The 24,546-nt window shown below is 70.9% G+C and carries 21 protein-coding genes; 9 read left to right on the top strand and 12 right to left on the bottom strand.

All coding sequences use genetic code 11. The features are described 5' to 3' along the window. Positions 1 to 357 precede the first annotated feature (357 nt). From OG741_RS28900 to OG741_RS28875, 6 genes are all read left to right on the top strand, one after another. Positions 358 to 3,351: an SCO5717 family growth-regulating ATPase gene (locus OG741_RS28900; protein ID WP_405602708.1), complete on the top strand. Its 2,994-nt coding sequence runs from the start codon at positions 358 to 360 to the stop codon at positions 3,349 to 3,351. A gap of 197 nt (positions 3,352 to 3,548) precedes the next feature. Then, complete coding sequence (locus tag OG741_RS28895; protein WP_405602707.1) at positions 3,549 to 5,372, top strand: ABC transporter substrate-binding protein; 1,824 nt, start codon at positions 3,549 to 3,551, stop codon at positions 5,370 to 5,372. A gap of 3 nt (positions 5,373 to 5,375) precedes the next feature. Continuing rightward, positions 5,376 to 6,434 (top strand): ABC transporter permease, encoded by a 1,059-nt coding sequence (locus OG741_RS28890; RefSeq protein ID WP_405602705.1) that lies wholly within the window; start codon positions 5,376 to 5,378, stop codon positions 6,432 to 6,434. Beyond that, the gene (locus OG741_RS28885; RefSeq protein WP_405602704.1) at positions 6,431 to 7,324 is read left to right on the top strand and encodes an ABC transporter permease; all 894 of its coding nucleotides are present in this window, start codon (positions 6,431 to 6,433) and stop codon (positions 7,322 to 7,324) included. Before OG741_RS28890 ends, OG741_RS28885 begins: the two co-directional genes overlap by 4 nt. Then, the gene (locus OG741_RS28880) at positions 7,321 to 8,313 is read left to right on the top strand and encodes an ABC transporter ATP-binding protein (RefSeq protein WP_405602701.1); all 993 of its coding nucleotides are present in this window, start codon (positions 7,321 to 7,323) and stop codon (positions 8,311 to 8,313) included. Before OG741_RS28885 ends, OG741_RS28880 begins: the two co-directional genes overlap by 4 nt. Next, the gene (locus OG741_RS28875) at positions 8,268 to 9,278 is read left to right on the top strand and encodes an ABC transporter ATP-binding protein (RefSeq protein WP_405602699.1); all 1,011 of its coding nucleotides are present in this window, start codon (positions 8,268 to 8,270) and stop codon (positions 9,276 to 9,278) included. Before OG741_RS28880 ends, OG741_RS28875 begins: the two co-directional genes overlap by 46 nt. A 284-nt stretch (positions 9,279 to 9,562) precedes the next feature. Here the strand turns inward: OG741_RS28875 and OG741_RS28870 are convergent, their stop codons facing one another. The 8 genes from OG741_RS28870 to rimP form a co-directional block, all read right to left on the bottom strand. Next, complete coding sequence (locus tag OG741_RS28870; RefSeq protein ID WP_405602697.1) at positions 9,563 to 10,507, bottom strand: bifunctional riboflavin kinase/FAD synthetase; 945 nt, start codon at positions 10,505 to 10,507, stop codon at positions 9,563 to 9,565. A gap of 294 nt (positions 10,508 to 10,801) precedes the next feature. Beyond that, positions 10,802 to 11,701, bottom strand: coding sequence for a tRNA pseudouridine(55) synthase TruB (gene truB / locus OG741_RS28865; RefSeq protein ID WP_405602694.1), 900 nt, complete (start codon positions 11,699 to 11,701; stop codon positions 10,802 to 10,804). After that, positions 11,698 to 12,159, bottom strand: coding sequence for a 30S ribosome-binding factor RbfA (gene rbfA, locus OG741_RS28860; protein ID WP_266488970.1), 462 nt, complete (start codon positions 12,157 to 12,159; stop codon positions 11,698 to 11,700). The genes truB and rbfA overlap by 4 nt, the downstream gene beginning before the upstream one ends. Before the next feature lie 36 nt (positions 12,160 to 12,195). Continuing rightward, positions 12,196 to 12,489, bottom strand: a complete 294-nt coding sequence (locus OG741_RS28855; RefSeq protein WP_266488968.1) for a DUF503 domain-containing protein — start codon at positions 12,487 to 12,489, stop codon at positions 12,196 to 12,198. A 138-nt stretch (positions 12,490 to 12,627) separates the two neighbouring features. Next, positions 12,628 to 15,738, bottom strand: a complete 3,111-nt coding sequence (gene infB / locus OG741_RS28850; RefSeq protein WP_405602690.1) for a translation initiation factor IF-2 — start codon at positions 15,736 to 15,738, stop codon at positions 12,628 to 12,630. 147 nt (positions 15,739 to 15,885) lie between these two features. Then, positions 15,886 to 16,164, bottom strand: coding sequence for a YlxR family protein (locus OG741_RS28845; RefSeq protein WP_405602688.1), 279 nt, complete (start codon positions 16,162 to 16,164; stop codon positions 15,886 to 15,888). 118 nt (positions 16,165 to 16,282) lie between these two features. Continuing rightward, positions 16,283 to 17,302 carry a transcription termination factor NusA gene (nusA, locus tag OG741_RS28840; protein WP_405602685.1) on the bottom strand — a complete coding sequence of 340 codons (1,020 nt, stop codon included), beginning with the start codon at positions 17,300 to 17,302 and terminating at the stop codon, positions 16,283 to 16,285. Positions 17,303 to 17,304: 2 nt separating this feature from the next. Continuing rightward, a complete protein-coding gene (gene rimP / locus OG741_RS28835; RefSeq protein ID WP_405602683.1) occupies positions 17,305 to 17,802 on the bottom strand; it encodes a ribosome maturation factor RimP in 498 nt (165 codons plus the stop codon). A 151-nt stretch (positions 17,803 to 17,953) separates the two neighbouring features. Here rimP and OG741_RS28830 point away from each other — a divergent pair, with 151 nt between their 5' ends. The 3 genes from OG741_RS28830 to OG741_RS28820 are packed head-to-tail and all read left to right on the top strand — an operon-like array spanning position 17,954 to position 19,763. After that, positions 17,954 to 18,442 (top strand): hypothetical protein, encoded by a 489-nt coding sequence (locus OG741_RS28830; protein ID WP_405602682.1) that lies wholly within the window; start codon positions 17,954 to 17,956, stop codon positions 18,440 to 18,442. Beyond that, positions 18,439 to 18,870 carry a ferritin-like domain-containing protein gene (locus OG741_RS28825; protein ID WP_405602680.1) on the top strand — a complete coding sequence of 144 codons (432 nt, stop codon included), beginning with the start codon at positions 18,439 to 18,441 and terminating at the stop codon, positions 18,868 to 18,870. Before OG741_RS28830 ends, OG741_RS28825 begins: the two co-directional genes overlap by 4 nt. A gap of 23 nt (positions 18,871 to 18,893) precedes the next feature. Then, positions 18,894 to 19,763 carry an aminoglycoside phosphotransferase family protein gene (locus OG741_RS28820; protein ID WP_405602678.1) on the top strand — a complete coding sequence of 290 codons (870 nt, stop codon included), beginning with the start codon at positions 18,894 to 18,896 and terminating at the stop codon, positions 19,761 to 19,763. A gap of 201 nt (positions 19,764 to 19,964) precedes the next feature. Here OG741_RS28820 and OG741_RS28815 read toward each other — a convergent pair whose 3' ends face one another. From OG741_RS28815 to ispG, 4 genes are all read right to left on the bottom strand, one after another. After that, positions 19,965 to 21,659: a proline--tRNA ligase gene (locus OG741_RS28815; protein ID WP_361903332.1), complete on the bottom strand. Its 1,695-nt coding sequence runs from the start codon at positions 21,657 to 21,659 to the stop codon at positions 19,965 to 19,967. A gap of 65 nt (positions 21,660 to 21,724) precedes the next feature. Further along, a complete protein-coding gene (locus OG741_RS28810) occupies positions 21,725 to 22,294 on the bottom strand; it encodes a GNAT family N-acetyltransferase (RefSeq protein ID WP_405602677.1) in 570 nt (189 codons plus the stop codon). Positions 22,295 to 22,323: 29 nt separating this feature from the next. Next, positions 22,324 to 23,166 carry a GNAT family N-acetyltransferase gene (locus tag OG741_RS28805; protein WP_405605827.1) on the bottom strand — a complete coding sequence of 281 codons (843 nt, stop codon included), beginning with the start codon at positions 23,164 to 23,166 and terminating at the stop codon, positions 22,324 to 22,326. A gap of 127 nt (positions 23,167 to 23,293) precedes the next feature. Further along, positions 23,294 to 24,448: a flavodoxin-dependent (E)-4-hydroxy-3-methylbut-2-enyl-diphosphate synthase gene (gene ispG, locus OG741_RS28800; RefSeq protein ID WP_405602676.1), complete on the bottom strand. Its 1,155-nt coding sequence runs from the start codon at positions 24,446 to 24,448 to the stop codon at positions 23,294 to 23,296. Positions 24,449 to 24,546: the final 98 nt, after the last annotated feature.

Here is a 24,546-nt window from a genome sequence, read left to right as displayed (position 1 = left end):
TCATGACGCAGGCCACGGACGCCGAGACCGGATTGTTGGGCAGCGCCCGGCGGATGGACTGACGAGGGCACGACGGGCGGAAGTCCGTAGGCAGTTGTACCGATTTGACCTGTCGGCTTCCTTGCCCTCCGCCGCACCCGGCTCACTTGGGGGCGCGGCGTGACGTACGGGACAGTGGACGACGGGCGGTCGGGCCTGCCGGTCGGGCGTTGTTGACGATTAGGGTGGGACATGACGCGGCAGGAGAACCTGCGGGCATGGTGGCCGCGTCCACAGGGGGAGAGCCGGGCCGATCGGACGAAGAGGTCGCCCCCACCCACGACGGCACAAGGGTGCTCGACCACACCAGGAGGCAAAGTGAACGGCGATCGGGACGAGATCCACGGGGGCTGGAACATTCCCGTCGATGATCAGTCCGACGCGGAGCCCGCCGAGCTGACGGGTGAGTTCACCATCGACTACACCCCGCCGGCCTGGTACACGCAGAACGCGGGCGACACGTCGGGCGGGGGCGCGGGGCAGACGCCGCCTCCCCCGCCGCCGAACGGGGCGCCTGTGGCCGTGCCCGGGCTGCCGGCGGGCAGTGGCTTCGAGCCGAACTGGGCGCCGACGCCTACGCCTCCCCCGGCGCAGGTCCCGGCACCCGCGCCCGCGCCATCGCCTGCGCCTGCGCCTGCGCCTGCGCCAATACAGCAGGCACCTGCTCCTGCGCCTGCGCCCGTACTTCCCGTGCAGCAGACGCCTCCCGCGGCGCCCGCTCCGGCTCCCGTCGCCCAGGCGGCCCCCGAGCCCGCGCCGCAGCCCTTCGGCGGCGGCGATCTGGAGAGCGGGGCGACCATGCGGTTCTCCCCGGCCGCTCTGAAGCGTGAGATGGAGGAGCGGGCCGCGGCCAAGGAGGCCGAGGCTGCTCCCGAACCGGCCCCGGAGAGCGCCCCGGAGGTTTCCGGTGAGCCTGAGGCGGACGCCGCGGGCTCACCCGCCGTGACCGCGGCTACGGTTGCGGATGCGGACGCGGAAGAGGCGCCTGCCGCGGAAGTCGTCGACAGTGACGACGAGGCCGAAGCCGAGGCCGACGAGCCTCGTGACGAAGACGCCTCTGAGGGTGCGGCCGAGGAGCCTGCCGACTCCGTGCCGCAAGACGCGGTACCGCAAGACGCCGTGCCGCAAGACGCGGTGCCGCAGGACTCCGTGCCCGCCGTGGTCGGCGAGCCCCAGGACGCACCGCCCGCGCCTGCGCCCGCCCAGCCCTGGGCGCCCGTGCCGCCCGCGCAGGTGCAGGGCGGCGAGCCGCCGCTGCCCCTGCCGCCCGCCTTCCAGCCGGCCGCGCCGACCTCGGCGCCGCAGTGGCCCGTGTCTCCGCAGACCGCCGAGCAGTCCGCGGCTCCGCAGGGCGGCTATGGCTTCCCCCAGCCCGGACAGCCGAGCCACGCGGGCCAGCCGGGCCCGGCCGGACAGCCCGCACAGCAGAGCGGTTACGGCTTCCCCCAGCCCGGACAGCAGCCCGCACAGCAGAGCGGTTACGGCTTCCCGCAGCCCGGGCAGCCCGCACAGCCCGCGCCCGCAGCGCCGCTGCCGCCCGCCGTTCCCGGCCCCAACACCCAGGGCCCGCAGGGCGGTTACGGGTTCCCGCAGCCCGGCCAGCAGCCCGGCGCGAACGCGCCCGTACCGCTGCCGCCCCACATGCCGCAGGCACCCCAGCCCCAGGCACCGCAAACGCCGAATCTGCCCGCGCCCGCCACGCCCCATCTCCCCGCGCAGCAGGCCCACCCGCAGTCCCACCCACAGGCGCAGCCCCAGCCTCACCCCCAGGGCCAGCCCCAGCCCCAGCCGCCGGTCGGGCCCTCCGATCCGCGTGCAGGTGCCGCCTGGCCCACGCCGGTCACGCACGACCAGCGTGAGCGTTCCGTGCCGGGTGCGCCTCTCGGGTACACCGCGGCCGTCGAGCTGTCCTCCGACCGCCTCCTGCGCAACAACAAGCAGAAAGCCAAGAGCAGCCGTAACCCCGGCCCCTCCGCCCGGTTCAAGATCGGCGGCAAGAAGGAGGAGGCCGAGCGCCAGCGCAAGCTCGAACTCATCCGTACGCCGGTGCTGTCCTGCTACCGGATCGCGGTCATCAGCCTCAAGGGCGGTGTCGGCAAGACCACGACGACCACCGCGCTGGGCTCGACCCTGGCCACCGAGCGGCAGGACAAGATCCTGGCGATCGACGCCAACCCCGACGCGGGTACGCTCGGCCGTCGCGTGCGCCGTGAGACCGGGGCGACCATCCGGGACCTGGTGCAGGCGATCCCGTACCTCAACTCGTACATGGACATCCGCCGGTTCACCTCGCAGGCGCCCTCCGGACTGGAGATCATCGCCAACGACGTGGACCCTGCCGTCTCCACGACCTTCAACGACGAGGACTACCGGCGCGCGATCGACGTGCTGGGCAAGCAGTACCCGATCATCCTCACCGACTCCGGCACCGGCCTGCTCTACAGCGCGATGCGCGGAGTGCTGGATCTGGCCGACCAGTTGATCATCATCTCGACCCCGTCCGTGGACGGCGCGAGCAGTGCGTCGACGACTCTGGACTGGCTGTCGGCGCACGGGTACGCGGACCTGGTGCAGCGGTCCCTCACGGTCATCTCCGGAGTCCGCGAGACGGGCAAGACGATCAAGGTCGACGACATCGTGCAGCACTTCCAGACGCGCTGCCGCGGTGTGATCGTGGTGCCCTTCGACGAGCACCTTGCGGCCGGTGCCGAGGTCGACCTCGACATGATGCGGCCCAAGACCCGTGAGGCGTACTTCAACCTCTCGGCCCTGATCGCCGAGGACTTCGTACGCGCCCAGCAGCAGCAAGGGCTGTGGACGGCGGACGGCAACCCGCCGCCGCACCTGGCCCCGCCGATGCCGGGCCAGCAGCAGGTACCGGGCCAGCAGGTACCGGGCCAGCCGATGCCCGGACAGCCGTACCCCCCTCAGCAGCCCAACCAGCCACTGCCTCACCAGCCCCAGCCCCACCAGCCGCAAGGGCAGCCGCAGCCGCCGTACGGAGGCCAGCAGCCCTACCCGCAGGGTCCCTACCCGCAGGCTCAGCCGCCGCAGCCGTACCCGGGCCAGCAGCCGCCCCAGCAGCCCTACCCGCCGCAGGGCTGGCAGCAGTCGTACCCCTCCCAGGCCCAGTCCCCCGCGAGCCCGGCCGGACCGCCGCCCGGACAGCCCGGACAGCCCGGGCACCCCGGCCCGCCCGGACAGCAGGGCCAGTCGGGTGGTCCTGGACAGCAGGATCTCCAGGGGCCCGTGCCGCCCGCCGGATGGCCTCAGCAGCAGCCTCCGCAGGCACCGCCAGCCCCTCAGCAGTAGCGCAGCAGAGGTCTCGACCAATGAGGGCCCGCACCGTCCCGACGGTGCGGGCCCTCAGCGCATTCCCGCAGCCCAGACGACATCTGACGGACCGTTGACTCGACTCGGCCACCGCTGATAAACCTTCGCTTCACCAGCTGGCGAGCCAGGCATCAAGCCGCCTTTCCGAGCGAGTGACGACGCGAGGTCCCCGTCTCATGGTCAATAAGAATGCGCCCCGCATCCGATTGCTGCTGGCCTCCGGCGCCGCCATACTGCTGGCCGGTTCGGCGACCCCTCCAGCCGGGGCCGCCGACGACGGTGGCAAGAACGACGGTGGCAAGAAGGTCCTCACCGTCGCCGTCTCGCAGAGCGTGGACTCGCTCAGCCCGTTCCTCGCGCAGAAGCTGGTCAGCACCAGCGTCCACCGGCTGGCGTACGAGTACCTGACGAACTACGACGTCAAGGACGCGCACCCGATCCCCGGTCTCGCCACGGAGTGGAAGACGTCCCCGAACAAGCTGACGTGGACGTACACCATCCGTAAGGACTCCTCGTGGTCCGACGGACAGCAGGCGACCGCCGAGGACGCCGCCTGGACCTTCAACAAGATGATGACGGACCCGGATGCCGCCACCGCCAACGGCAGCTTCACCGCCAACTTCAGGAAGGTCACGGCTGCGGACCCCGAGACCCTGGTCATCGAGCTGAAGAAGCCGCAGGCCACCATGCTGGCGCTGGATGTCCCGATCGTGCCCAAGCACATCTGGGAGAAGGTCGGCGACTTCTCGAAGTTCAACAACGACAAGCAGTTCCCGATCGTCGGCAACGGCCCCTTCGTCATCACCGACTTCAAGGTCGACCAGTTCGTCAAGCTCAAGCCCAACAAGGACTTCTGGCGCGGCGCGCCCAAGTTCGACGAGCTGGTACTCAAGTACTACAAGGACGGTGACGCGGCCGTCGCCGCGCTCCAGAAGGGCGAGGTCTCCTTCGTCCAGGGTCTCACCCCCGCCCAGGCCACCGCCCTGGGGCGCAACAGGAACATCAAGGTCAACGACGCTCCGGGCCGCCGCTTCTTCGCCCTCGCCACCAATCCGGGAGCCAGGTCCAAGGACGGCAAGACCTTCGGCAGCGGCCACAAGGCACTGCTCGAACCGGCAGTGCGCAAGGCCCTGTTCCATGCCACCGACCGCAGGACGCTCGTCGACAAGGTCTTCCAGGGCCATGCCGTGGAGGGCGAGGGCTACATCCCGCCGCGCTTCGGCGCGTACTTCTGGAAGCCCGGAGCGAGCCAGAAGATCGCCTACGACCCGGCGAAGGCGGCAGCCCTCCTCGATCGGGCGGGCTACCGGAAGAACAGCGGCGGCAAGCGCGTCGGCAAGGACGGCAAGCCGCTCGATCTGCGCATTCTCTGCCACTCCACCGACCCCAACGACAAGGCGGTCGGCAAGTATCTGCAGGAGTGGTGGGGCGAGCTCGGCGTCGGGCTCAAGGTCGACTGTCTGGACAATGTCTCCGACCCCTGGATCAAGGGCGATTACGACCTGGCCTTCGACGGCTGGTCGGTCAACCCGGACCCGGACTTCGTCCTGTCCATCCACACGTGCTCCGCGCTCCCGGCCACGCCCAAGGACACCGGCGCGACGGACAACTTCATCTGCGATCAGCCGTTCGACGGGCTGTACGCGCAGCAGACCGCGGAGTACGACACCGCCAAGCGGACCGCGCTGGTCAAGCAGATGCAGTCGCGGCTGTACGACACGGGCTACATGAATGTCCTCGCGTATCCGAACGCCGTCGAGGCGTACCGGACCGACCAGATCAGGTCCATCACCACGATGCCGGAGGCCGGGGGCAATCTCTGGGGCCAGGACGGTTACTGGAGCTGGTGGTCGGCCGAGCCGGCGGCCGGTGACGGCGGCTCCGGCAGCGGCTCCTCCACGGGCATCGTGATCAGCATCGGTGCGGTCGTGGTCCTCGCCGCCGCAGCTGGGTTCCTCGTCGTGATGCGCCGCCGTTCCACCGCGGAAGACCGTGAGTAGCCGATGAGCACCACGAGCACGACCGGCGCGACGGGCACTGCCGCCGTGGCCCGGGCCCCCGAGGCCCGTGCCACGAGCGGCAGCACCCGCGCGTACATCCGCTATGTGGCAGGCAAGCTGGGCGGCGCGGCCGTCTCGCTGCTCGCCGTCCTCGTCACCAGCTTCTTCCTCTTCCGGATCATCCCCGGCGACCCGGTGAAGGCCATGACGCACGGCGCGCCGACGTCCGCCGAGCAACTGGCCGCGCTGCGCCGCCAGTTCGGCCTCGACCAGCCGGTGTGGCAGCAGTTCACGGACTACTGCGGCAAGGCGCTGACCGGCGATCTCGGCAGGTCGTACCAGTTCCACGCGCCCGTCGGGGAGCTGATCACGCAGAAGCTGCCAGCGACGCTCCTGCTCACCGGCGTCGCCGTGGTGATCTACTCGGCGATCGGGCTCTGGCTCGGCACCCGCTCGGCCTGGCGCCACGGCAGCACCGGCGACCGGCTCAACACGGGTGTGGCGCTGACCCTGTGGTCCGTTCCGTCCTTCTGGCTCGGACTGCTCCTGATCATCACCTTCTCGGTGGGGGTGGGCCCGATCCCCGGTCTGTTCCCGACCGGCGGCATGGAGTCGGGCGACGCGACCGGTTTCGCGTACGCCGTCGACGTGGCCCACCACATGGTGCTGCCGGTGATCACCCTGGTCGCGGTCGGATACGCGCAGACGCTGCTGGTGATGCGCTCCTCGCTGCTGGACGAGATGGGAAGCGACTATCTGACGACGGCGCGGGCAAAGGGGCTGCGGGACGACGCGGTACGCCGCAGGCATGCCGTCCCCAACGCACTGCTGCCCACCGTCACCATGGTCTTCATCAACCTGGGCCATGTGGCGGCCGGTTCGATCCTGGTGGAGACGGTGTTCTCCTGGCCGGGGCTCGGCGGGCTGTTCTACCAGGCGCTGAGTGTGCCCGATCTGCCGCTCGTCCAGGGCCTGTTCGTGGTCTTCGCGGGGGCGATGATCCTGATGAACCTGCTCGCCGACCTGCTCTATCCGCTGCTCGATCCCCGGGTGGGCCGATGACGACCGCCACAGCTCTCACGTGGACGCGGCGCCGCGATTCGGCGGCCCGCTTCTGGCACGCGTACCGCACCCACCGGGCGGGGCTCTTCGGCCTCGGCGGGCTCGCCGTCATCGCCCTGATCGCGCTCGCCGCGCCGCTGCTCGTCGGCAGCGACGTGCAGAGCGTGACCAACGCGCCCGGCACCGCGATGGAGCCGCCGAGCAGTCAATTCCCGCTCGGCACAGATCAGTTCGGGCGTTCGTTGCTCGGGCTGCTGGTGTGGGGCGCGCGGATTTCCCTCACCGTCGGGCTGCTCGCGGCCTCCCTGTCGGTGGCCATCGGCACGCTCGTGGGCATCATCGCCGGGCATTACGGTGGCTGGTTCTCGACGGTCCTCATGCGGGTCACGGACTGGTTCCTGGTGATGCCGACGCTGGTGCTGGCGATCGTCCTGGCGACCGTGATGTCCCGGAGCGTGTGGACGGTGATCCTGGCGATCGGCGTCACCAGCTGGCCGACCACCGCCCGGCTGGTGCGGGCGCAGACGATCGCGGTCGAATCGCGTCCGTACATCGAACGCGCGAGGGCACTCGGCGGCGGCCACAGCCACGTCATGACCCGCCATGTACTGCCGAACGTCATGCCGCTCGTCCTCGCCCAGACGACGCTGGGCATCTCGACCGCGATCCTTACGGAGGCGACGCTGGCGTTCCTCGGGCTCGGCGATCCGGCCGTGGTCTCCTGGGGCGGCATGCTCCAGGACGCACGGGAGGCGGGCGCGGTCTCGTCCGGCCACTGGTGGTATCTGGCGCCGCCCGGGATCGCGATCGCGCTGGTGGCGCTCGCGTTCACGCTGTGCGGGCGGGCGATCGAGGCCGTCCTCAACCCGAAGCTGGGGGTGGCTCGATGACGGCGCAGCGCCTGCTCGAAGTCAAAGACCTTCAGGTGACCTACGGTTCGGGGGCCCGGGCGGTCCCCGCCGTACGCGGTGTCGATCTGAGCGTGGCCGCCGGGCAGAAGCTGGGCATCGCGGGCGAGTCCGGCTGCGGCAAGTCCACCGTGGCGCTGGCGCTGCTGCGTCTGCTGCCCGCCTCCGCGCACCTGAGCGGCGAGATCCTCCTCGACGGGGAGGACGTCCTCACCATGAAGTGGGGGCGGCTGCGGGCCGTGCGCTGGGCCGGTGCGTCGATCGTCTTCCAGGGCGCGATGCACTCGCTCAACGCGGTGCACCGGATCGGCGACCAGATCGCCGAGCCGATTGTGCTGCACCACAGGACCACACAGGCCGAGGCGAAGAGACGCGTCCGCGAACTGCTGGCGCAGGTCGGACTGCCGGTCGCCCGCGCGGACGCGTATCCGCACGAACTGTCCGGCGGCCAGCGCCAGCGCGTGATGATCGCGATGGCGCTCGCCTGCGAACCGCGGCTGATCGTGGCCGACGAGCCGACGACCGCCCTCGACGTCATGATCCAGGCGCAGATCCTGCGGCTGATCGAGCAACTGGTCGCCGAGCAGGACATCAGCCTGCTGATGATCAGCCACGATCTGGCCGTGCTCGCGGACACCTGCGACCGGCTGGCGGTGATGTACGCGGGCCGGATCGTCGAGGAGGGCCCGGCGCGGGCGGTGTACGGCGCGGCCTCGCACCCGTACGGGCGGGCCCTGTCCGCTGCCTTCCCGCGCATCGGCGACGCCGCGTCCCGCCGGGCGCCACGCGGTCTGCCGGGCGATCCGCCCGATCCCTCCGCGCTGCCGGGCGGTTGTACGTTCCACCCGCGCTGCCCGGTCGCGGTCGACGCCTGCGCCCACGAGGACCAGACCCTGGTCGCGGCGGGCGAGGGGCACCTGGCGGCATGCGTGCATGTGGGCGCGCCCGTACGGACGGAGAAGGCACTGTGACCACCCTGCCCACCCCCCTCCTCTCGGCCGCCGGTCTGCATGTCACCTTCCCCGGGCGCCGCGGCGGCCCGTCCGCCCGTGCCGTCGACGGGGTCGACCTCGACATCGGCGCGGGCGAGATCGTGGCCCTGGTCGGCGAGTCCGGCTGCGGCAAGACGACGCTGGCGCGCTCGCTGCTCGGCCTCGTGGCGCCGACGTCGGGGCGGGTCACCTTCGGCGGCGTGCCGCTCGGCTACGGCTCGCGCGCGCTCAAGGCGTACCGCAAGCGCGTGCAGCTCGTCCTCCAGGACCCGAGCGGCTCGCTCAACCCGCGGCACACGGTGTACGACGCGGTGGCCGAGGGCCTGCGGATCCACGGGTACACGGGCGACGAGCACGCGGCGGTCTCCCGGGCCCTCTCGCGCGCGGGCCTGCGTCCCCCCGAACGCTTCTTCCTCCGCTACCCGCACGAGCTCTCCGGCGGCCAGCGCCAGCGCGTCGTCATCGCGGGCGCGCTGGTCCTGGAGCCCGAACTGATCGTCGCGGACGAGCCGGTGGCCTCACTGGACGCGTCCGTACGCGGCGAAATCCTCGCGCTCCTGCTGCGCCTGCGGGACGAACTGGGCCTGTCCGCACTCGTGGTGACCCACGACCTCGGTCTCGCGTGGAACATCGCGGACCGGGTCGCGGTGATGTACCTGGGCCGGATCGTGGAGTCGGGCACGGTCGAGGAGGTCCTGACGTCACCCCGCCACCCCTACACCCGGGCCCTGCTCTCAGTCCTCCCGGAATCGGACGTCCCCCCGGTCATCCTCACGGGCGAACCCCCCGACCCGTCCCGCATCCCGCCCGGCTGCCGCTTCCACGCGCGCTGCCAGGTGCTGGCGTCGGGGGAAGCGGAGAGGGCGGGGGTGGCGGAGAGGTGCAGGACGGGGGAGGTGGGGGTGCTGGGGAGTGGGGCGGGGGTGGCGTGCCACTTGGCGTGAGGGGGTTGTGTCCCCCACCCCGCCCCTTCCCGAAACTGGGGGCTTCGCCCCCAGGCCCCCGGGGGAGGTTCACCTGGGGCTGACGCCCCACACCCGAAGCGCGAGCTTCGCGCCGCGGGCCGCATGTGCTGGCCCGGGTGGGATGTGGAGGCTGACGCCCCCACTGCCCCGCCGGCGGCAGCTTCGCGCCGCGGGCCGCCGGCGCGGGCTTGGCCGAGGTGACCCGCACCCCGAACCGCCGCGCCCCGCGGTAGGTCCGAGCAGCCGGGCGGACCGAGAGGAACCTACGCCGCGCCCGTCAGCTCGCGGCACTTCTTTACGTCCGCCGCAATCGCGTCCAGCAGCGCATCGATCGAGTCGAACTTCTCCTGGCCCCTCACATACGCCAGGAAGTCCACCGCCACATGCAGCCCGTACAGATCCAGCCCCACCCGGTCGATCGCGTAAGCCTCCACCGTCCGCTCCGTACCGTCGAACTGCGGGTTCGTGCCGACCGAGATCGCCGCCGGCATCTTTTCGCCGTCCGCCGTCAGCCAGCCCGCGTACACCCCGTCCGCCGGGATCGCCGTGTGCGGCAGCGTTTCCACGTTCGCCGTCGGGTAGCCCAGCTCGCGGCCGCGCTGCGCGCCCCGCACCACCACGCCCTCGACGCGGTGCGGGCGGCCCAGGATCTCGGCCGCTCCCTCGACGTCGCCCTCGGCGATGAGGCGGCGGGTCAGGGTCGAGGAGAACGGCTCGCCGCCCCCCGCCGCGCCGCTGACGTAGAGGTCGACGACCTCGACCTCGTAGTCGTACGTCGTGCCCAGCTCGGCGAGGAAGCCGACGTTCCCCGCCGCCTTGTGGCCGAAGCGGAAGTTCGGGCCTTCGATGACGGCCCGCGCGTGCAGCTTGTCGACGAGCACCTTCACGATGAAGTCCGCGGGCGACAGCTTCGAGAATTCGGTCGTGAAGGGAAGGATGAGGGCCGCGTCGACGCCCAGCTCGGCCATCAGCTCGGCCCGCCGGTGGTGCGGTGCGAGCAGCGGCGGGTGGCTACCGGGGCGGACGACCTCGCTGGGGTGCGGGTCGAAGGTCACGACGACGGAGGGCACGCCGAGCTCGCGGGCGCGGGCCACGGCCCGGCCGATGATCAGCTGGTGTCCGCGGTGCACACCGTCGTAGGAGCCGATGGTGACGACGCTGCGTCCCCAGTCCTGGGGGATGTCCTCCAAGCCACGCCAGCGCTGCACTGTGACCGCTCCTCGCCCGAACCTGTGTACGTCATTGCCGATTACGCAGGTCTAAGACTGCCATGCCCGCGACCGTCGGTTCGCATCGGCATCGGGCTGCCGAGGTCTGTGGCCGACGTACTCGCCGAGGGTCGCGTACTGAACGCGCCCCCCAGTACACCCGCGGTTCACTCCGAGCGCCGCCCCGATGGGGTGAATCCCGGGTGCCCGGCGGATAGACCCTTGGGCGAGGGGGATCGTGGAACGGGCAGTGGCACTGCCCGTTCCACGATGGGACCTCACAGGCCGGCCCGTTCAGCCGAAGACGGCGAGGCTCTTGGCCTTGCCCTTCTGCTCCTCGACCAGTGCCAGGAAGCGGCCGTCGGGCCCGAAGACCGCCACGGGCGCGGTGTCGTAGGCGGGCATGTCCAGCCGTACACCGTTGATGAGCAGCTTGGCGCGCTTCTCGTCCACGTCCCAGCGGGCGAACGCCGCAGCGGCAGCGTCGGCGATCGGCATCACGGTCAGCTCCTCCTGGAGCTGCTCCAGCGTCTTCGCCGCGTCCAGGCCGTAGGGACCGACCCGGGTGCGCCGCAGTGCCGTGAGATGCCCGCCGACACCGAGACCGGCGCCGAGGTCACGGGCGAGGGCGCGGATGTACGTACCGGACGAGCAGACGACCGAGACCACCAGGTCGACGACCGGAGTCCCGTCCTCGGCCTCGGCGTCCCGTACGTCGTAGACGCGGAACGCCGAGACGGTCACCGGACGGGCGGGGATCTCGAAGTCCTCTCCCCCGCGCACGCGCGCGTACGACCGCTTGCCGTCGATCTTGATGGCGCTGACCTTCGACGGCACCTGCATGATGTCGCCGCTCAGCGCTGCCACACCCGCGTCGATCGCGTCCCTGGTCACCTTGGAGGCGTCCGTGGAGGACGTGATCTCGCCCTCGGCGTCGTCGGTGACGGTGTTCTGCCCCAGCCTGATGGTGCCGAGGTACTCCTTCTCGGTCAGCGCGAGGTGACCGAGAAGTTTGGTGGCCTTTTCGACGCCCAGCACCAGCACACCGGTGGCCATGGGGTCCAGCGTCCCCGCATGCCCGACGCGGCGGGTCCTTGCGATCCCGCGCATCTTGGCGACGACGTCGTGCGAAGTGAAGCCGGACGGCTTGTCGACGATGACAAGGCCGTCCGGCGTCTTGCTGTGCTGCGTCATTCGGAGGCTTCGTCCCCACCCGCGGCGGAAATGTCATCCTCCGGCTTGCGGTACGGGTCGGCCTCGCCCGCGTACGCCGCGCCCGAGGACGCCTCGCGCACCTTGGCGTCGGAGGCCCGTGCCTTGTCGAGGAGGTCCTCGATCGTCTTGGCGTTCTCCGGGAGGGCGTCCGCGACGAAGGTCAGGGTCGGCGTGAACTTCGTCCCCGCCGCCGCTCCGACCGCCGACCGCAGGACGCCCTTGGCGCTCTCCAGCCCGGCCGCCGCGCTCGCCCGGTCCTCGTCGTCGCCATAGACCGTGTAGAAGACCGTGGCCTCCCGCAGGTCGCCGGTGACGCGGGTGTCCGTGATGGTCACGTGCGTGCCCAGACGCGGGTCCTTGATGCCGCGCTGCATCTTCTCGGCGACCACCTCCCGGATGAGGTCCGCCAGCTTTTTCGCCCGCGCGTTGTCGGCCACTGGTCCTTCTCCCTTTTCCTGCTGTGCCCAGCTCATTCAGTCTTCGTCGCTGTGGAGCCTGCGTCGAACCGACAGCAGCTCCACCTCGGGCCGGGCGGCGACGAGGCGCTCGCACCGGTCGAGTACATCTGTGAGGTGCCCGGTCTCCCCGGACACCACGGCCAGGCCGATCTGGGCCCGGCGATGGAGATCCTGACCGCCGGTCTCCGCCGCGCTCACCGCGTATTTGCGCTGGAGCTCGGCCACGATCGGGCGGATCACGGAACGCTTCTCCTTCAGCGACCGTACGTCGCCGAGAAGCAGATCGAAGGACAGTGTCCCCACATACATGTATGTCCGGATGTCCCGCCGGTACGGGTTCGACGGCCCCGCCAACGACTTGGCAGGGACACAAGAACCGTACACGCAACGGCCGGGGCCGATCGACGGAAATACGTCCCGTCGACCGGCCCCGGTCAGAGGTGTCGATCAGCCGCGAGGCTTCTCACGCATCTCGTACGTCGCGATGACGTCGTCGATCTTGATGTCGTTGAAGTTTCCGAGGTTGATACCGCCCTCGAAGCCTTCGCGGATCTCTGTGACGTCGTCCTTGAAGCGGCGCAGACCCTCGATGTTGAGGCTCTCCGCGATGACCTTGCCGTCGCGGATGAGACGGGCCTTGGTGTTGCGCTTGACCTCGCCGGAACGGATGAGAACACCCGCGATGTTGCCCAGCTTGGACGAGCGGAAGACCTCGCGGATCTCCGCCGTACCGAGCTCGACCTCTTCGTACTCCGGCTTGAGCATGCCCTTGAGGGCCGCCTCGATCTCCTCGATGGCCTGGTAGATCACCGAGTAGTACCGGACGTCGACGCCCTCGCGCTCCGCCATCTGCGCGGCACGGCCGGCCGCACGGACGTTGAAGCCGATGACGATGGCGTCGGAGCCCATCGCCAGGTCGATGTCGGACTCGGTGACCGCACCCACACCACGGTGCAGGACGCGGATCTCGACCTCTTCGCCGACGTCGAGCTGGAGCAGCGAGGACTCGAGAGCCTCCACCGAACCGGACGCGTCGCCCTTGATGATGATGTTGAGATCCTGCACCAGACCGGCCTTGAGCACCTTGTCGAGGTCCTCGAGGGACACCCGGCGGGTGCGCTTGGCGAAGGCGGCGTTGCGCTCACGCGCAGCACGCTTCTCGGCGATCTGACGGGCCGTACGGTCCTCGTCCACGACCAGGAAGTTGTCGCCGGCGCCGGGGACGTTGGTGAGACCCAGGACCAGGACGGGGGTCGACGGACCCGCTTCCTCGACGTTGTTGCCGTTGTCGTCGAGCATCGCCCGGACACGGCCGTACGCGTCACCGGCGACCATCGTGTCGCCGACGCGGAGCGTTCCGCGCTGGACGAGCACGGTGGCGACGGCACCGCGGCCACGGTCGAGGTGAGCCTCGATCGCAATACCCTGCGCGTCCATCTCGGCGTTCGCCCGGAGGTCGAGCGAAGCGTCCGCGGTCAGGACCACGGCCTCCAGCAGGCTGTCGATGTGCAGACCCTGCTTGGCGGAGATGTCGACGAACATGGTGTCGCCGCCGTACTCCTCGGCCACCAGACCGAACTCGGTCAGCTGACCGCGCACCTTGGTCGGGTCCGCGCCCTCGACGTCGATCTTGTTGACCGCGACCACGATCGGCACGCCGGCCGCCTTGGCGTGGTTCAGCGCCTCGATCGTCTGGGGCATCACACCGTCGTTCGCCGCCACCACGAGGATCGCGATGTCGGTGGACTTGGCACCACGGGCACGCATGGCGGTGAACGCCTCGTGACCCGGGGTGTCGATGAAGGTGATCTTGCGCTCTTCACCGTTGACCTCGGTGCCGACCTGGTACGCACCGATGTGCTGCGTAATACCGCCGGCCTCGCCCGCAACGACGTTCGTCTTGCGGATCGCGTCCAGCAGTCGGGTCTTACCGTGGTCGACGTGACCCATGACGGTCACGACCGGCGGACGGGAGACGAGCATCTCCTCGCCGCCCTCGTCCTCGCCGAACTCGATGTCGAAGGACTCGAGAAGCTCGCGGTCCTCCTCCTCGGGGCTGACGATCTGAACCGTGTAGTTCATCTCGTCGGCCAGCAGCTGCAGCGTCTCGTCGGAGACCGACTGCGTGGCCGTGACCATTTCGCCGAGGTTCATCATCACGGCGACGAGCGACGCCGGGTTGGCGTTGATCTTCTCCGCGAAGTCGGTGAGGGACGCACCGCGCGACAGGCGAACGGTCTCGCCGTTGCCGCGAGGCAGCATCACACCGCCGACCGACGGGGCCTGCATGGCCTCGTACTCCTGGCGCCTCTGCCGCTTCGACTTACGGCCACGACGCGCCGGGCCGCCGGGACGGCCGAAGGCGCCCTGCGTGCCACCACGGCCGCCGGGACCACCCGGACGACCGCCGAAGCCGGGACGGCCACCGCCGCCACCGAAGCCTCCGCCACCACCGGGGCCACCGCCACCGGGACGACCGGCGAAACCGCCGCCGCCACCACCGGGACGACCGCCACCGGGACCGGCGGGACGACCGGCGAAACCGCCGCCGCCACCACCGGGACGACCGCCACCGGCACCGCCGGGACGACCGCCGCCGCCACCGGGGCCACGGCCGCCGCCACCACCAGGACCGCCACCAGGACGGGGGCTGGCAGCGGGACGCTGCGGCATCATGCCCGGGTTCGGGCGGTTACCCGCGGGGCCGCCACCGGGGCGGGGAGCCTGCGGACGCGGCATGCCGCCGGGGGACGGACGGGCGCCGCCCTGACCCTGCGGCCGGGGAGCGCCGCCGGGACCACCCTGCGGACGCGGGGCGCCGGGACGGTCCTGACCGCCGCCGGGGCGCGGGGCACCACCCGGACGGGGCGCCTGCGGGCGCGCCATACCGGTGGAGCCACCCGAGGTGAAGGGGTTGTTGCCCGGACGGGGACCGGACGGGCGGCCGCCGGGACGCGGGGCGCCCTGACCGGCGGGACGTGCGGGACGCTCGCCACCACGGCCACCGTCACGGCCGCCATCACGGCCGCCGTCACGCTGACCGCCGGCCGGAGCCGGACGGGCGGGACGCGGGCCGGGAGTGGCACCCGCGGGACGCGGGGCCTGCGGCGCGGCGGGCTGGGCCGGAGCCGGGGCCGAGAACTCGGCCGCGGGCACCGGAGCCGCCGGAGCGGGCTTGGCCGGTGCGGGCTTGGGACCCGGACGCGGACCCGGGGAAGCCGGGGCCACTGAGGGGGCGCTGCTCGCCGGAGCCTCGGCTGCGGCCGGCTGGGGGGCCGGGACGCCGGGCTTGGGGGCAGCGGGACGGGCCGACGACGCCGGGGACGGCGCAGCAGGCTTGGCGGGCGCGGCCTTGCGGGGCGCGCCGGGCTTGGCAGCGGACTTGCCGGCGTTGCCGCCGGGTCCCTGCAAAGCGTCAGTCAATTTACGTACAACCGGCGCCTCGATCGTCGAGGACGCCGAACGGACGAATTCACCGAGTTCTTGGAGCTTGGCCATGACGACCTTGCTCTCCACACCGAACTCCTTGGCGAGTTCGTATACCCGGACCTTAGCCACTTCGCTCCTTTTAGGTCCGGGTTACCGCCGGACCGTCGCTACTTCATGGGCGTACTCATCGCGTACTCATCGAGTGCTCATCGCAATCTCGACCTACTTCCAACTCGCGAGGTACCTGACCGCACGGGGTCCCGTGCCGTTCTCTTCTTACGGTGCTGCCTGCTCGACATACCGCCGTACGTCGGCGGTATCGAGCGGTCCCTTGGCCCTGAAGGCCCGTGGAAACGCCCGGCGGCGAACCGCCAGGTCGAGACAGACCAAGGCGGGGTGTACATATGCACCCCGGCCGGGCAGCGTACCGCGATCATCGGGGACGCAGGCGTCTCCGGTCACCACGATGCGCAGCAGATCGCTCTTGGCCGCCCGCTCCCGGCATCCCACACAGGTTCGCTCAGGGCATACGCGGGCACGCGTCCGGCCAGACACCTTCAGTCTACCTCCCCGCACCGACCTCACCCCTTTGGGGCAAGAATCGAACGGTTGTTGTCTTGATCGCGGCCGGGTCCCGCCGTCAGCGCAACGGCGTCACGACCGGATGCATTCCTCAGCCCTGGTCCGAGCGGTGGTCGGAACCCTGCTCGCCGCTCTGCTCCGTGTCAGGACGGATGTCGATGCGCCAGCCCGTAAGGCGGGCGGCCAGGCGGGCGTTCTGCCCCTCCTTGCCGATCGCCAGCGACAGCTGGTAGTCGGGCACGGTCACCCGCGCGGAACGGGCGCCGAGGTCGACGACCTCCACCTTGCTGACGCGAGCCGGCGAGAGGGCGTTCGCCACCATCTCGGCCGGGTCGTCCGACCAGTCCACGATGTCGATCTTCTCGCCGTGCAGCTCGGCCATGACATTACGCACACGGCTGCCCATCGGGCCGATACAGGCACCCTTCGGGTTCAGGCCGGAGCGGGTCGAGCGAACAGCGATCTTGGTGCGGTGACCGGCCTCGCGGGCGATCGCCGCGATCTCGACGCTGCCGTCCGCGATCTCCGGGACCTCCAGCGCGAAGAGCTTCTTCACCAGGTTCGGGTGGGTGCGCGACAGGGTCACGGACGGACCGCGCACACCCTTGGCGACGCGCACGACGTACGTACGCAGGCGCAGGCCGTGGGTGTACTCCTCGCCCGGCACCTGCTCCTGCACCGGAAGGATGGCCTCAAGCTTGTCGTCGAGCCTGACCAGGACGTTCTTGGGGTCCTTGCCCTGCTGCACCATGCCCGCGACGACATCGCCCTCACGGCGGGCGTACTCACCGAAGGTGACGTCGTTCTCGGCGTCCCGCAGCCGCTGCTGGATGACCTGGCGGGCGGTGGTGGCCGCGATCCGGCCGAAGTCGGAGGGAGTGTCGTCGAACTCCTTGGGCTCCTGACCCTCTTCGAGGTCGGCAGCGTCCTCCTTGGCCCACACCGTCACATGGCCGGTGTCCCGGCTCAGCACGACGCGGGCGTGGCGGCGGCTGCCCTCGGTGCGGTGGTACGCGATGAGGAGGGCCGACTCGATCGCCTCGACCAGCAGGTCGAAGGGGATCTCCTTCTCTTGTGCCAAGCCCTTCAGGAGCTTTACGTCGATGTCCACGGCTACGCCTCCTCTTCCTTCTTGTCCTTGCGGTTGAACTCGAGCTCCACGCGGGCCTTGGCGATCTCCGCGAAGGTGACCCGGCGGGAGGTGGGCTTGCGCCCCTTCACACCCGGCACCTCGAGGTCGAGTCCCTCGTCGTCCACGGTGAGGATGCGCGCCACCAGATCGCCGCTCTCGTGCAGCTGAAGCTTCACAAGGCGGCCGGTCGCGCGAACGTAGTGGCGGTGTTCGGTCAGCGGGCGGTCGGCGCCGGGCGAGCTCACTTCGAGTACGTACTCGCCCTCGCCCATCGCGTCCGTCTCGTCGAGCTTCTGCGAGATGACGCGGCTCAGCTCGGCACAGGCGTCCAGCGTGGCGCCCTCGTCGGAATCCACGATGATCCTCAGCATGCGGCGCTTGCCCGCCCGGGACACCTCGATCTCTTCCAGATCCAGGTCCGCGGCGCTGACGAGCGGTTCCAGCAGCCCGCGCAGCCTCTCGCTCTGGGTGGTGCTCATCCGGGTGACTCCTCGGCCGCGTGTGCTGTTGTGGGATCGTCGCGTGTCAGCTCAAAGGGTATCCGGTTCCGAGGGGTGTTGCCGTCCACCTGTGCCGGACTCGCAGGTACGCTCGCCTGCGGCGATGATCAATGGTCGTAGGGAGACAGGCGTGGGGCGCACGGCGACGACACGCAGGCGCGCGCTCATCGCGACGGGTGCGGTCGCGGTCACGGCGTTGACGGGCTGTTCGAACGAGGAGCCGGAGCGCCGGAGCGCCGCCGGCTCGGCTCCCGATCCGGCGCGCGCTCGGGCGACGCTGCGGCGGCGGCTCGCCGCGGAAAGCGGTGCGCTGCATGACCAGTACGACGCCGTCATCGCGCAACATCCGGCCCTGTCAGGGCAGTTGGCCGCCCTGCGGGCCGCGGTCGCCGAGCATGTCACGGCGCTCGGCGGGACGACGCGGGTGGCGCCGGCGGTACCGGTTCCCGCCGCTGCCCCGGCCGCGCTCAGATCACTGGCCGCGGCCGAGCGCCGCACCGGCGACGCGTACTCCGCCGCACTCCTCGGCGCGGAGCCGGAGCTTGCGCGGCTGCTCGCCTCGGTGGCGGCCGCGAGCGCCGCGCATGAGTACCTGCTGACGAAGGGGGGCTCGCGATGAGCACGCTTGACGCCATACAGGCCGCGCTCGCGGCCGAGCACGCGGCGGTGTACGGGTACGGGGTCGTCGGCGGCCGGATCGACGAGGCCCGCGAGGCCGAGGTGAAGGCCGCCTACGCCGCGCACCGGGCCCGCCGTGACGCGCTGGCCCGCACGGCCCGAGACCTGGGCGGCGAGCCCGCCGCGTCGGCCGCCGCGTACGCGCTGCCCTTTCCGGTCCCGGACGCGGCCGCGGCCCTGCGGCTCGCCGCCGTGCTGGAGGACCGGGTCGCCAACGTCTACTCCGACCTCGTACGGGCCGCGGGCGGACCACTGCGGCAGGAGGCCGCGGGCGCGCTGCGCGAGGCGGCCGTCCGCGCGGTGCGCTGGCGCGGCAGCGGCGTAGCCTTTCCTGGGCTCGCCGAGCGGTCCGGGAGTCGAACAGGCTGAAGGGGAAAAGGATCAACGAACGCATGGCTTTCGAAGCGCCACTACGGCTCGTCCGGGCTCTTGGCGAGAGTGACGACTGGCTCGGGCAGCTGCCCAAGACCGTCCAGGAGGCGGCGGACCGCTGGGAGCTGGACGTCGAGCGGGTGATGGCACCCGGCGGCCGGAGCAGTCTGGTCCTTCTCGTACGCCGGCCCGACGGCACGGCCGCGGCGCTCAAGGTCGCCCCGCCCTCCGCGTCCCCGCCCCTGGAGCAGGCGGCGCTCGCGCACTGGGACGGCTTCGGTGCGGTCCGCCTCCTCGGCGCCGCGGACGGCGCGCTGCTGCTCGAAAGGCTGCATCCGGAAGTCTCGCTGCGGTCCCTGCCGGAGGCGAAGGCGCTGCTGGAGGCGGCGGGGGCGGTGCGGCGGCTGTGGGTCGAGCCGCCGGCGGACCACGACTTCGAGACGGTCACGGAACGGACGGCACGTCAGGCGGAGGCGATGCGGGCGTCCGCGGGATCGGCCGGGCTGGTCTCGGCGGCGCTCGCGGCGCGGGACGAGCTCACGGCCCTGTCCCCCGAACTCCTGTTGCTGCACGGCAACTTCCGCCAGGGCAAGGTCCTCGCAGCCGACCGCACCCCCTGGCTGGCGGTCGGCCCCGAGCCGCTGGTCGGAGAACGCGCCTACGACCTGGCCCGGCTGGTCCGTGACCGCGTCGAGGACCTGATCGCCTCCGCGGCGGGTGCGTCGGCGGCCCGCCGCAGGGTGAACAGGCTCGCGGACTCTCTCGAGGTGGACGCGGACCGCTTGCGGGGGTGGACGCTGTTCCGGGCGGTGGAGTCGGGGACGCGGGCGGTTGCCGCGGGGCGGCGGCGGGAGGGGGAACTGGCGCTGGAGTTCGCGGACTGGTTGTAGTTCCCCACCCCGCCCCTTCCCGTAACCAGGGGCTCCGCCCCCGGACCCCCGCGCCTCAAACGCCGGCGGGGCTGGATGTGCGGCCCAGCCGCAAATCCAGCCCCGCCGGCGTTTGAGGACACGCCCAAGGGCGTACGGGGGTCTGGGGGCTTGCCCCCAGTTCGGGAAGGGGCGGGTAGGGGACAAGGCCCGCCGCAGGCGTTACCCCCGCAGCCGCGACACCGCCTCCGCCACCGTCAGCTCCTCGCGCTCACCCGTCCGGCGGTCCTTCAGTTCCACCACGCCCTCCGACGCACGGCGTCCCGCGACCACAATCTTCGGGACGCCGATCAGCTCCGCGTCGGTGAACTTCACACCCGGCGAGACACCCGGCCGCTCGTCGACGAGCACCCGCAGGCCCGCCGCCGCCAGCTGGTCCGCGACCTCCAGGGCCAGCTCCGTCTGGAGCGCCTTGCCCGCGGCGACCACGTGGACGTCCGCCGGGGCGATCTCGCGCGGCCAGCACAGGCCCTTGTCGTCGGCCGTCTGCTCGGCCAGGGCCGCCACCGCGCGGGAGACGCCGATGCCGTACGAGCCCATGGTCACCCGGACCGGCTTGCCGTTCTGGCCGAGGACGTCGAGCTGGAAGGCGTCGGCGTACTTGCGGCCCAGCTGGAAGATGTGGCCGATCTCGATGGCGCGGTCGAGCTTCAGCCCCGCCCCGCACTTGGGGCACGGGTCGCCGTCCTCGACGACGACCACGTCGAGGTAGTCGTCGACCGTGAAGTCCCGGCCCGCGACGACATTGCGCGCGTGTGTGTCGGGCTTGTTCGCGCCGGTGATCCACGCGGTGCCGGGCGCGACCCGCGGGTCGGCGATGTAGCGGACCTTCTCCAGGCCCTGCGGGCCGACATAGCCGCGTACGAGATCGGGGCGGCCCGTGAAGTCCTCAGCGGTGACCAGCTCGACCTCCGCGGGGGCCAGGTGGTCCGACAGCTTGCCCAGGTCCACCTCGCGGTTGCCGGGTACGCCCACCGCGACGATCTCGCCGTCGACCTTGACCAGGAGGTTCTTGAGGGTGGCCGAGGCAGGGACGCCCAGGTGCTCGGCGAGCGACTCGATCGTGGGGGTGTCGGGGGTGTCCAGCTCCTCGACGGGACCGTGCCCGGCGGAGTCGACGGCCTCGGCCGCGAAGGTCACGGCCTCGGTGTTCGCGGCGTAGTCGCAGGAGGGGCAGTAGACGAAGGTGTCCTCGCCCGCCGCGGCCGGAGCCAGGAACTCCTCCGACGCCGAGCCGCCCATCGCGCCCGAGACCGCCGAGACGATGCGGTGCTCGAGCCCGAGGCGCCGGAAGGTCTTGATGTACGCCTCGCGGTGCAGCGCGTACGACTCGGCCAGGCCCTCGTCGCTCGTGTCGAAGGAGTACGAGTCCTTCATCTGGAACTCGCGGCCGCGCAGGATGCCCGAACGCGGACGCGCCTCGTCGCGGTACTTCGTCTGGATCTGGTAGAGGATCACGGGCAGGTCCTTGTAGGACGTGCACTGGTCCTTGACGAGCTGGGTGAAGATCTCCTCGTGCGTCGGGCCGAGGAGGTAGTCCGCGCCCTTGCGGTCGTGGAGGCGGAAGAGCTCCGCGCCGTACTCCTCCCAGCGGCCCGTCGCCTCGTAGGGCTCCTTGGGCAGCAGCGCCGGCAGCAGCACCTCCTGCGCGCCGATCGCGTCCATCTCCTCGCGCACCACGCGCGTGACGTTCTCCAGGACCTTCTTGCCCAGCGGCAGCCAGGACCAGATACCGGCGGCGTTGCGCCTGACGTAACCTGCGCGCACCAGCAGCTTGTGGCTGAGCGTCTCGGCGTCCGCCGGGTCGTCGCGCAGTGTCTTGACCATCAGACGGGACATGCGCTGGACCTGGGCCATGGTGAACTCCTGCTCGGAATGTGTGATGAGCAGGAGGTTAGCCGGGCCGCACCGGCAGGCGGAAATCAGTTGTCGCGCACCAGCGGCAGCGGGGCGCCCATCACCGCGTACGGACTGGGTGCACTGGGGAACATCACCTGGCGTGCAAGGTCCTGGTAGCCGAGCGCGCGGTAGAGGCCGCGGGCCGGGCTCTCGATGTCGATCGCGGAGAGGATCGAGCGCGGCTGCTCGACGCTGTCGGTGATCGTGGTGATCAGCGAGCGGCCGATGCCTCGCCCCTGGAAGCCGGGGTGGACATGCAGCTCTGTGATCACGAAGGAGTCGTCGAGCCAGTTGTCGGTGCCGTTGCGGCGCAGATACGGCTCGACGACGGTGGACCACCAGTGGGTGCGGCTGTTGGGCATGCCGTACACGAAGCCGACGAGTCGTCCCGTCTCCGTCTGCGCGCCCAGCGCACGCGCGCCGGGGTGGAGGAGATGCCGGTAGACGATATGGCGGCGCACCTCGACCTCGTCGTCGCTGAGCCCGAAGGCGAGGGCCTGCACCGCGAGGGCTTCGTCGATCCGCGCGGAGAGATCGACCGGGGCCACGACGACGCTGGGGGTCTGCGGTCCACCGCCTGAGAGTGCTGCCATGCGCGAACCCTACTTTGCGCGGCTCGAGGTCAGAACAGCACGCTCATGAAGGCGCCGACCTCGCTGAAGCCGACCCTGCGGTATGCCGCTCTGGCTGCGGTGTTGTAGTCGTTGACGTAGAGGCTGACGACCGGGGCGACGTCCGCGAGGGCGTAGCGCAGCACGGCCGCCATGCCGGTCTCGGACAGTCCGCGGCCGCGGAACTCCGGTGCCACCCAGACGCCTTGGATCTGGCAGGCCTCGCTGGTGGCCGCGCCGATCTCGGCCTTGAAGACGACCTGGCCGTCGTCGATGCGGGCGAACGACCGTCCGGCGCCGACGAGTTCGGCGACGCGGGCCTGGTAGAGCAGTCCGCCGTCGCCGGCCATCGGCGAGATGCCGACCTCCTCGGTGAACATCGCCACGCAGGCCGGCATGATCACTTCCATCTCGTCCTTGCGGATCCGGCGGACGTACGGGTCGGGCTCGATGCCCTGGGGAATCTGCTGGGTGACCATCAGCGGCTGGTTGCCGCGTACGTCCCTGGCGGGGCCCCAGCTCGGCTCCAGCAGCCGCCACAGCCGGGAGGTGGGCTCGGCGGGGCCGACGATGGAGGAGCAGCGGCGGCCGGCTCTGCGCGCACGGTCGGCGAAGGCGCGCACGGCCTCGGGGGTGGCACAGATGGGGACGAGGTTGGCGCCGGAGTAGCACAGCGAGCGCAGCCGCCCGTCGGCGTACCAGCCCCACATCTCGCCGCCCAGGCGCCACGGGTCGAGTCCGGCGACCTGGACGCGCGACGTGATGAAGGCGTTGGCGACAGGCTCGCTCTCGAGGATGGCGAGCGCTGCGCCGAGGTCACTGGGGTCGAGGACCCGGGTGGTGGTCTGCGTCAACACGAGGGGGCCTCACCATACGGTCTGCTGATCTCCGAACTGTACCTGGCAGGTCCAGGGCCTGCCGAGCTCAGCACAGGGCCCCGCTGAACGCGCTGGGGCGTACAACGGGGCCCGTACGTTGCTGTCAGCTGACGGAGACCTCGGGCTCGCCCGACAGGACGCCGTCCTTCTCCATCTGGTCGGCGATCTTCAGCGCCTCTTCGATGAGCGTCTCGACGATCTTCGACTCGGGGACGGTCTTGATGACCTCGCCCTTGACGAAGATCTGGCCCTTGCCATTGCCGGAGGCGACGCCGAGGTCGGCTTCGCGGGCCTCGCCCGGGCCGTTGACGACGCAGCCCATGACGGCGACGCGCAGCGGCACCTCCATGCCCTCCAGGCCGGCGCTGACCTCGTCCGCGAGCTTGTAGACGTCGACCTGGGCGCGGCCGCAGGACGGGCAGGAGACGATCTCCAGACGGCGCTGCTTGAGGTTGAGGGACTCCAGGATCTGGATGCCGACCTTGACCTCTTCGGCGGGCGGGGCGGAGAGCGAGACCCGGATGGTGTCGCCGATGCCCTCGGAGAGCAGCGCGCCGAAGGCGACGGCCGACTTGATGGTGCCCTGGAAGGCCGGTCCGGCCTCGGTGACGCCGAGGTGGAGGGGGTAGTCGCACTGGGCGGCGAGCTGCCGGTAGGCGTTGACCATGACGACCGGGTCGTTGTGCTTGACCGAGATCTTGATGTCGCGGAAGCCGTGCTCCTCGAAGAGGGACGCCTCCCACAGGGCGGACTCGACGAGCGCCTCGGGGGTTGCCTTGCCGTACTTCTTCAGCAGCCGGGCGTCCAGCGAGCCCGCGTTGACGCCGATACGGATCGGGGTGCCGGCCTCGCCCGCCGCCTTGGCGATCTCCTTGACCTTGTCGTCGAACTGCTTGATGTTGCCCGGGTTGACCCGGACCGCGGCGCAGCCCGCGTCGATCGCGGCGAAGACGTACTTCGGCTGGAAGTGGATGTCCGCGATAACGGGGATCTGGGACTTCCGCGCGATGGTGGCGAGCGCGTCCGCGTCGTCCTGGGTGGGGCAGGCGACCCGTACGATCTGGCAGCCGGACGCGGTGAGCTCGGCGATCTGCTGCAGCGTCGCGCCGATGTCGGAGGTCCGGGTCGTCGTCATCGACTGCACGGACACGGGCGCGTCACCGCCGACGGCCACGGAGCCGACCTGGATCTTGCGACTGACCCTCCGGTCGGCGAGCTTCGTCGGAACGGACGGCATTCCGAGAGAAATTGCAGTCATCTGCTGTGCAACCCCAAGGTGTGGATCGAGGTCCCGAGATCGGCGGGCTCCAGGCTCCGAGATTACGGCACGGAGGTTGACCGGAGCACATCGCAAGG

This window comes from Streptomyces sp. NBC_01410, from assembly GCF_045040195.1.
Lineage (GTDB): Bacteria > Actinomycetota > Actinomycetes > Streptomycetales > Streptomycetaceae > Streptomyces.
Note: the sequence above shows the minus strand (reverse complement) of the source record. Positions and strands in the feature narration are given on the sequence as shown.

Bases quoted from the DNA above. Each gene is read 5' to 3' on its own strand.
- OG741_RS28875 (WP_405602699.1), top strand. From the start codon at position 8,268: ATGCGTGCATGTGGGCGCGCCCGTACGGACGGAGAAGGCACTGTGACC.
- OG741_RS28885 (WP_405602704.1), top strand. From the start codon at position 6,431: ATGACGACCGCCACAGCTCTCACGTGGACGCGGCGCCGCGATTCGGCG.
- truB (WP_405602694.1), bottom strand. From the start codon at position 11,701: ATGACGCAGCACAGCAAGACGCCGGACGGCCTTGTCATCGTCGACAAG.
- OG741_RS28810 (WP_405602677.1), bottom strand. From the start codon at position 22,294: ATGGCAGCACTCTCAGGCGGTGGACCGCAGACCCCCAGCGTCGTCGTG.
- OG741_RS28820 (WP_405602678.1), top strand. From the start codon at position 18,894: ATGGCTTTCGAAGCGCCACTACGGCTCGTCCGGGCTCTTGGCGAGAGT.
- rimP (WP_405602683.1), bottom strand. From the start codon at position 17,802: ATGAGCACCACCCAGAGCGAGAGGCTGCGCGGGCTGCTGGAACCGCTC.
- ispG (WP_405602676.1), bottom strand. From the start codon at position 24,448: ATGACTGCAATTTCTCTCGGAATGCCGTCCGTTCCGACGAAGCTCGCC.
- OG741_RS28825 (WP_405602680.1), top strand. From the start codon at position 18,439: ATGAGCACGCTTGACGCCATACAGGCCGCGCTCGCGGCCGAGCACGCG.
- OG741_RS28855 (WP_266488968.1), bottom strand. From the start codon at position 12,489: ATGTATGTGGGGACACTGTCCTTCGATCTGCTTCTCGGCGACGTACGG.
- OG741_RS28815 (WP_361903332.1), bottom strand. From the start codon at position 21,659: ATGGCCCAGGTCCAGCGCATGTCCCGTCTGATGGTCAAGACACTGCGC.
- OG741_RS28880 (WP_405602701.1), top strand. From the start codon at position 7,321: ATGACGGCGCAGCGCCTGCTCGAAGTCAAAGACCTTCAGGTGACCTAC.
- OG741_RS28895 (WP_405602707.1), top strand. From the start codon at position 3,549: ATGGTCAATAAGAATGCGCCCCGCATCCGATTGCTGCTGGCCTCCGGC.
- OG741_RS28890 (WP_405602705.1), top strand. From the start codon at position 5,376: ATGAGCACCACGAGCACGACCGGCGCGACGGGCACTGCCGCCGTGGCC.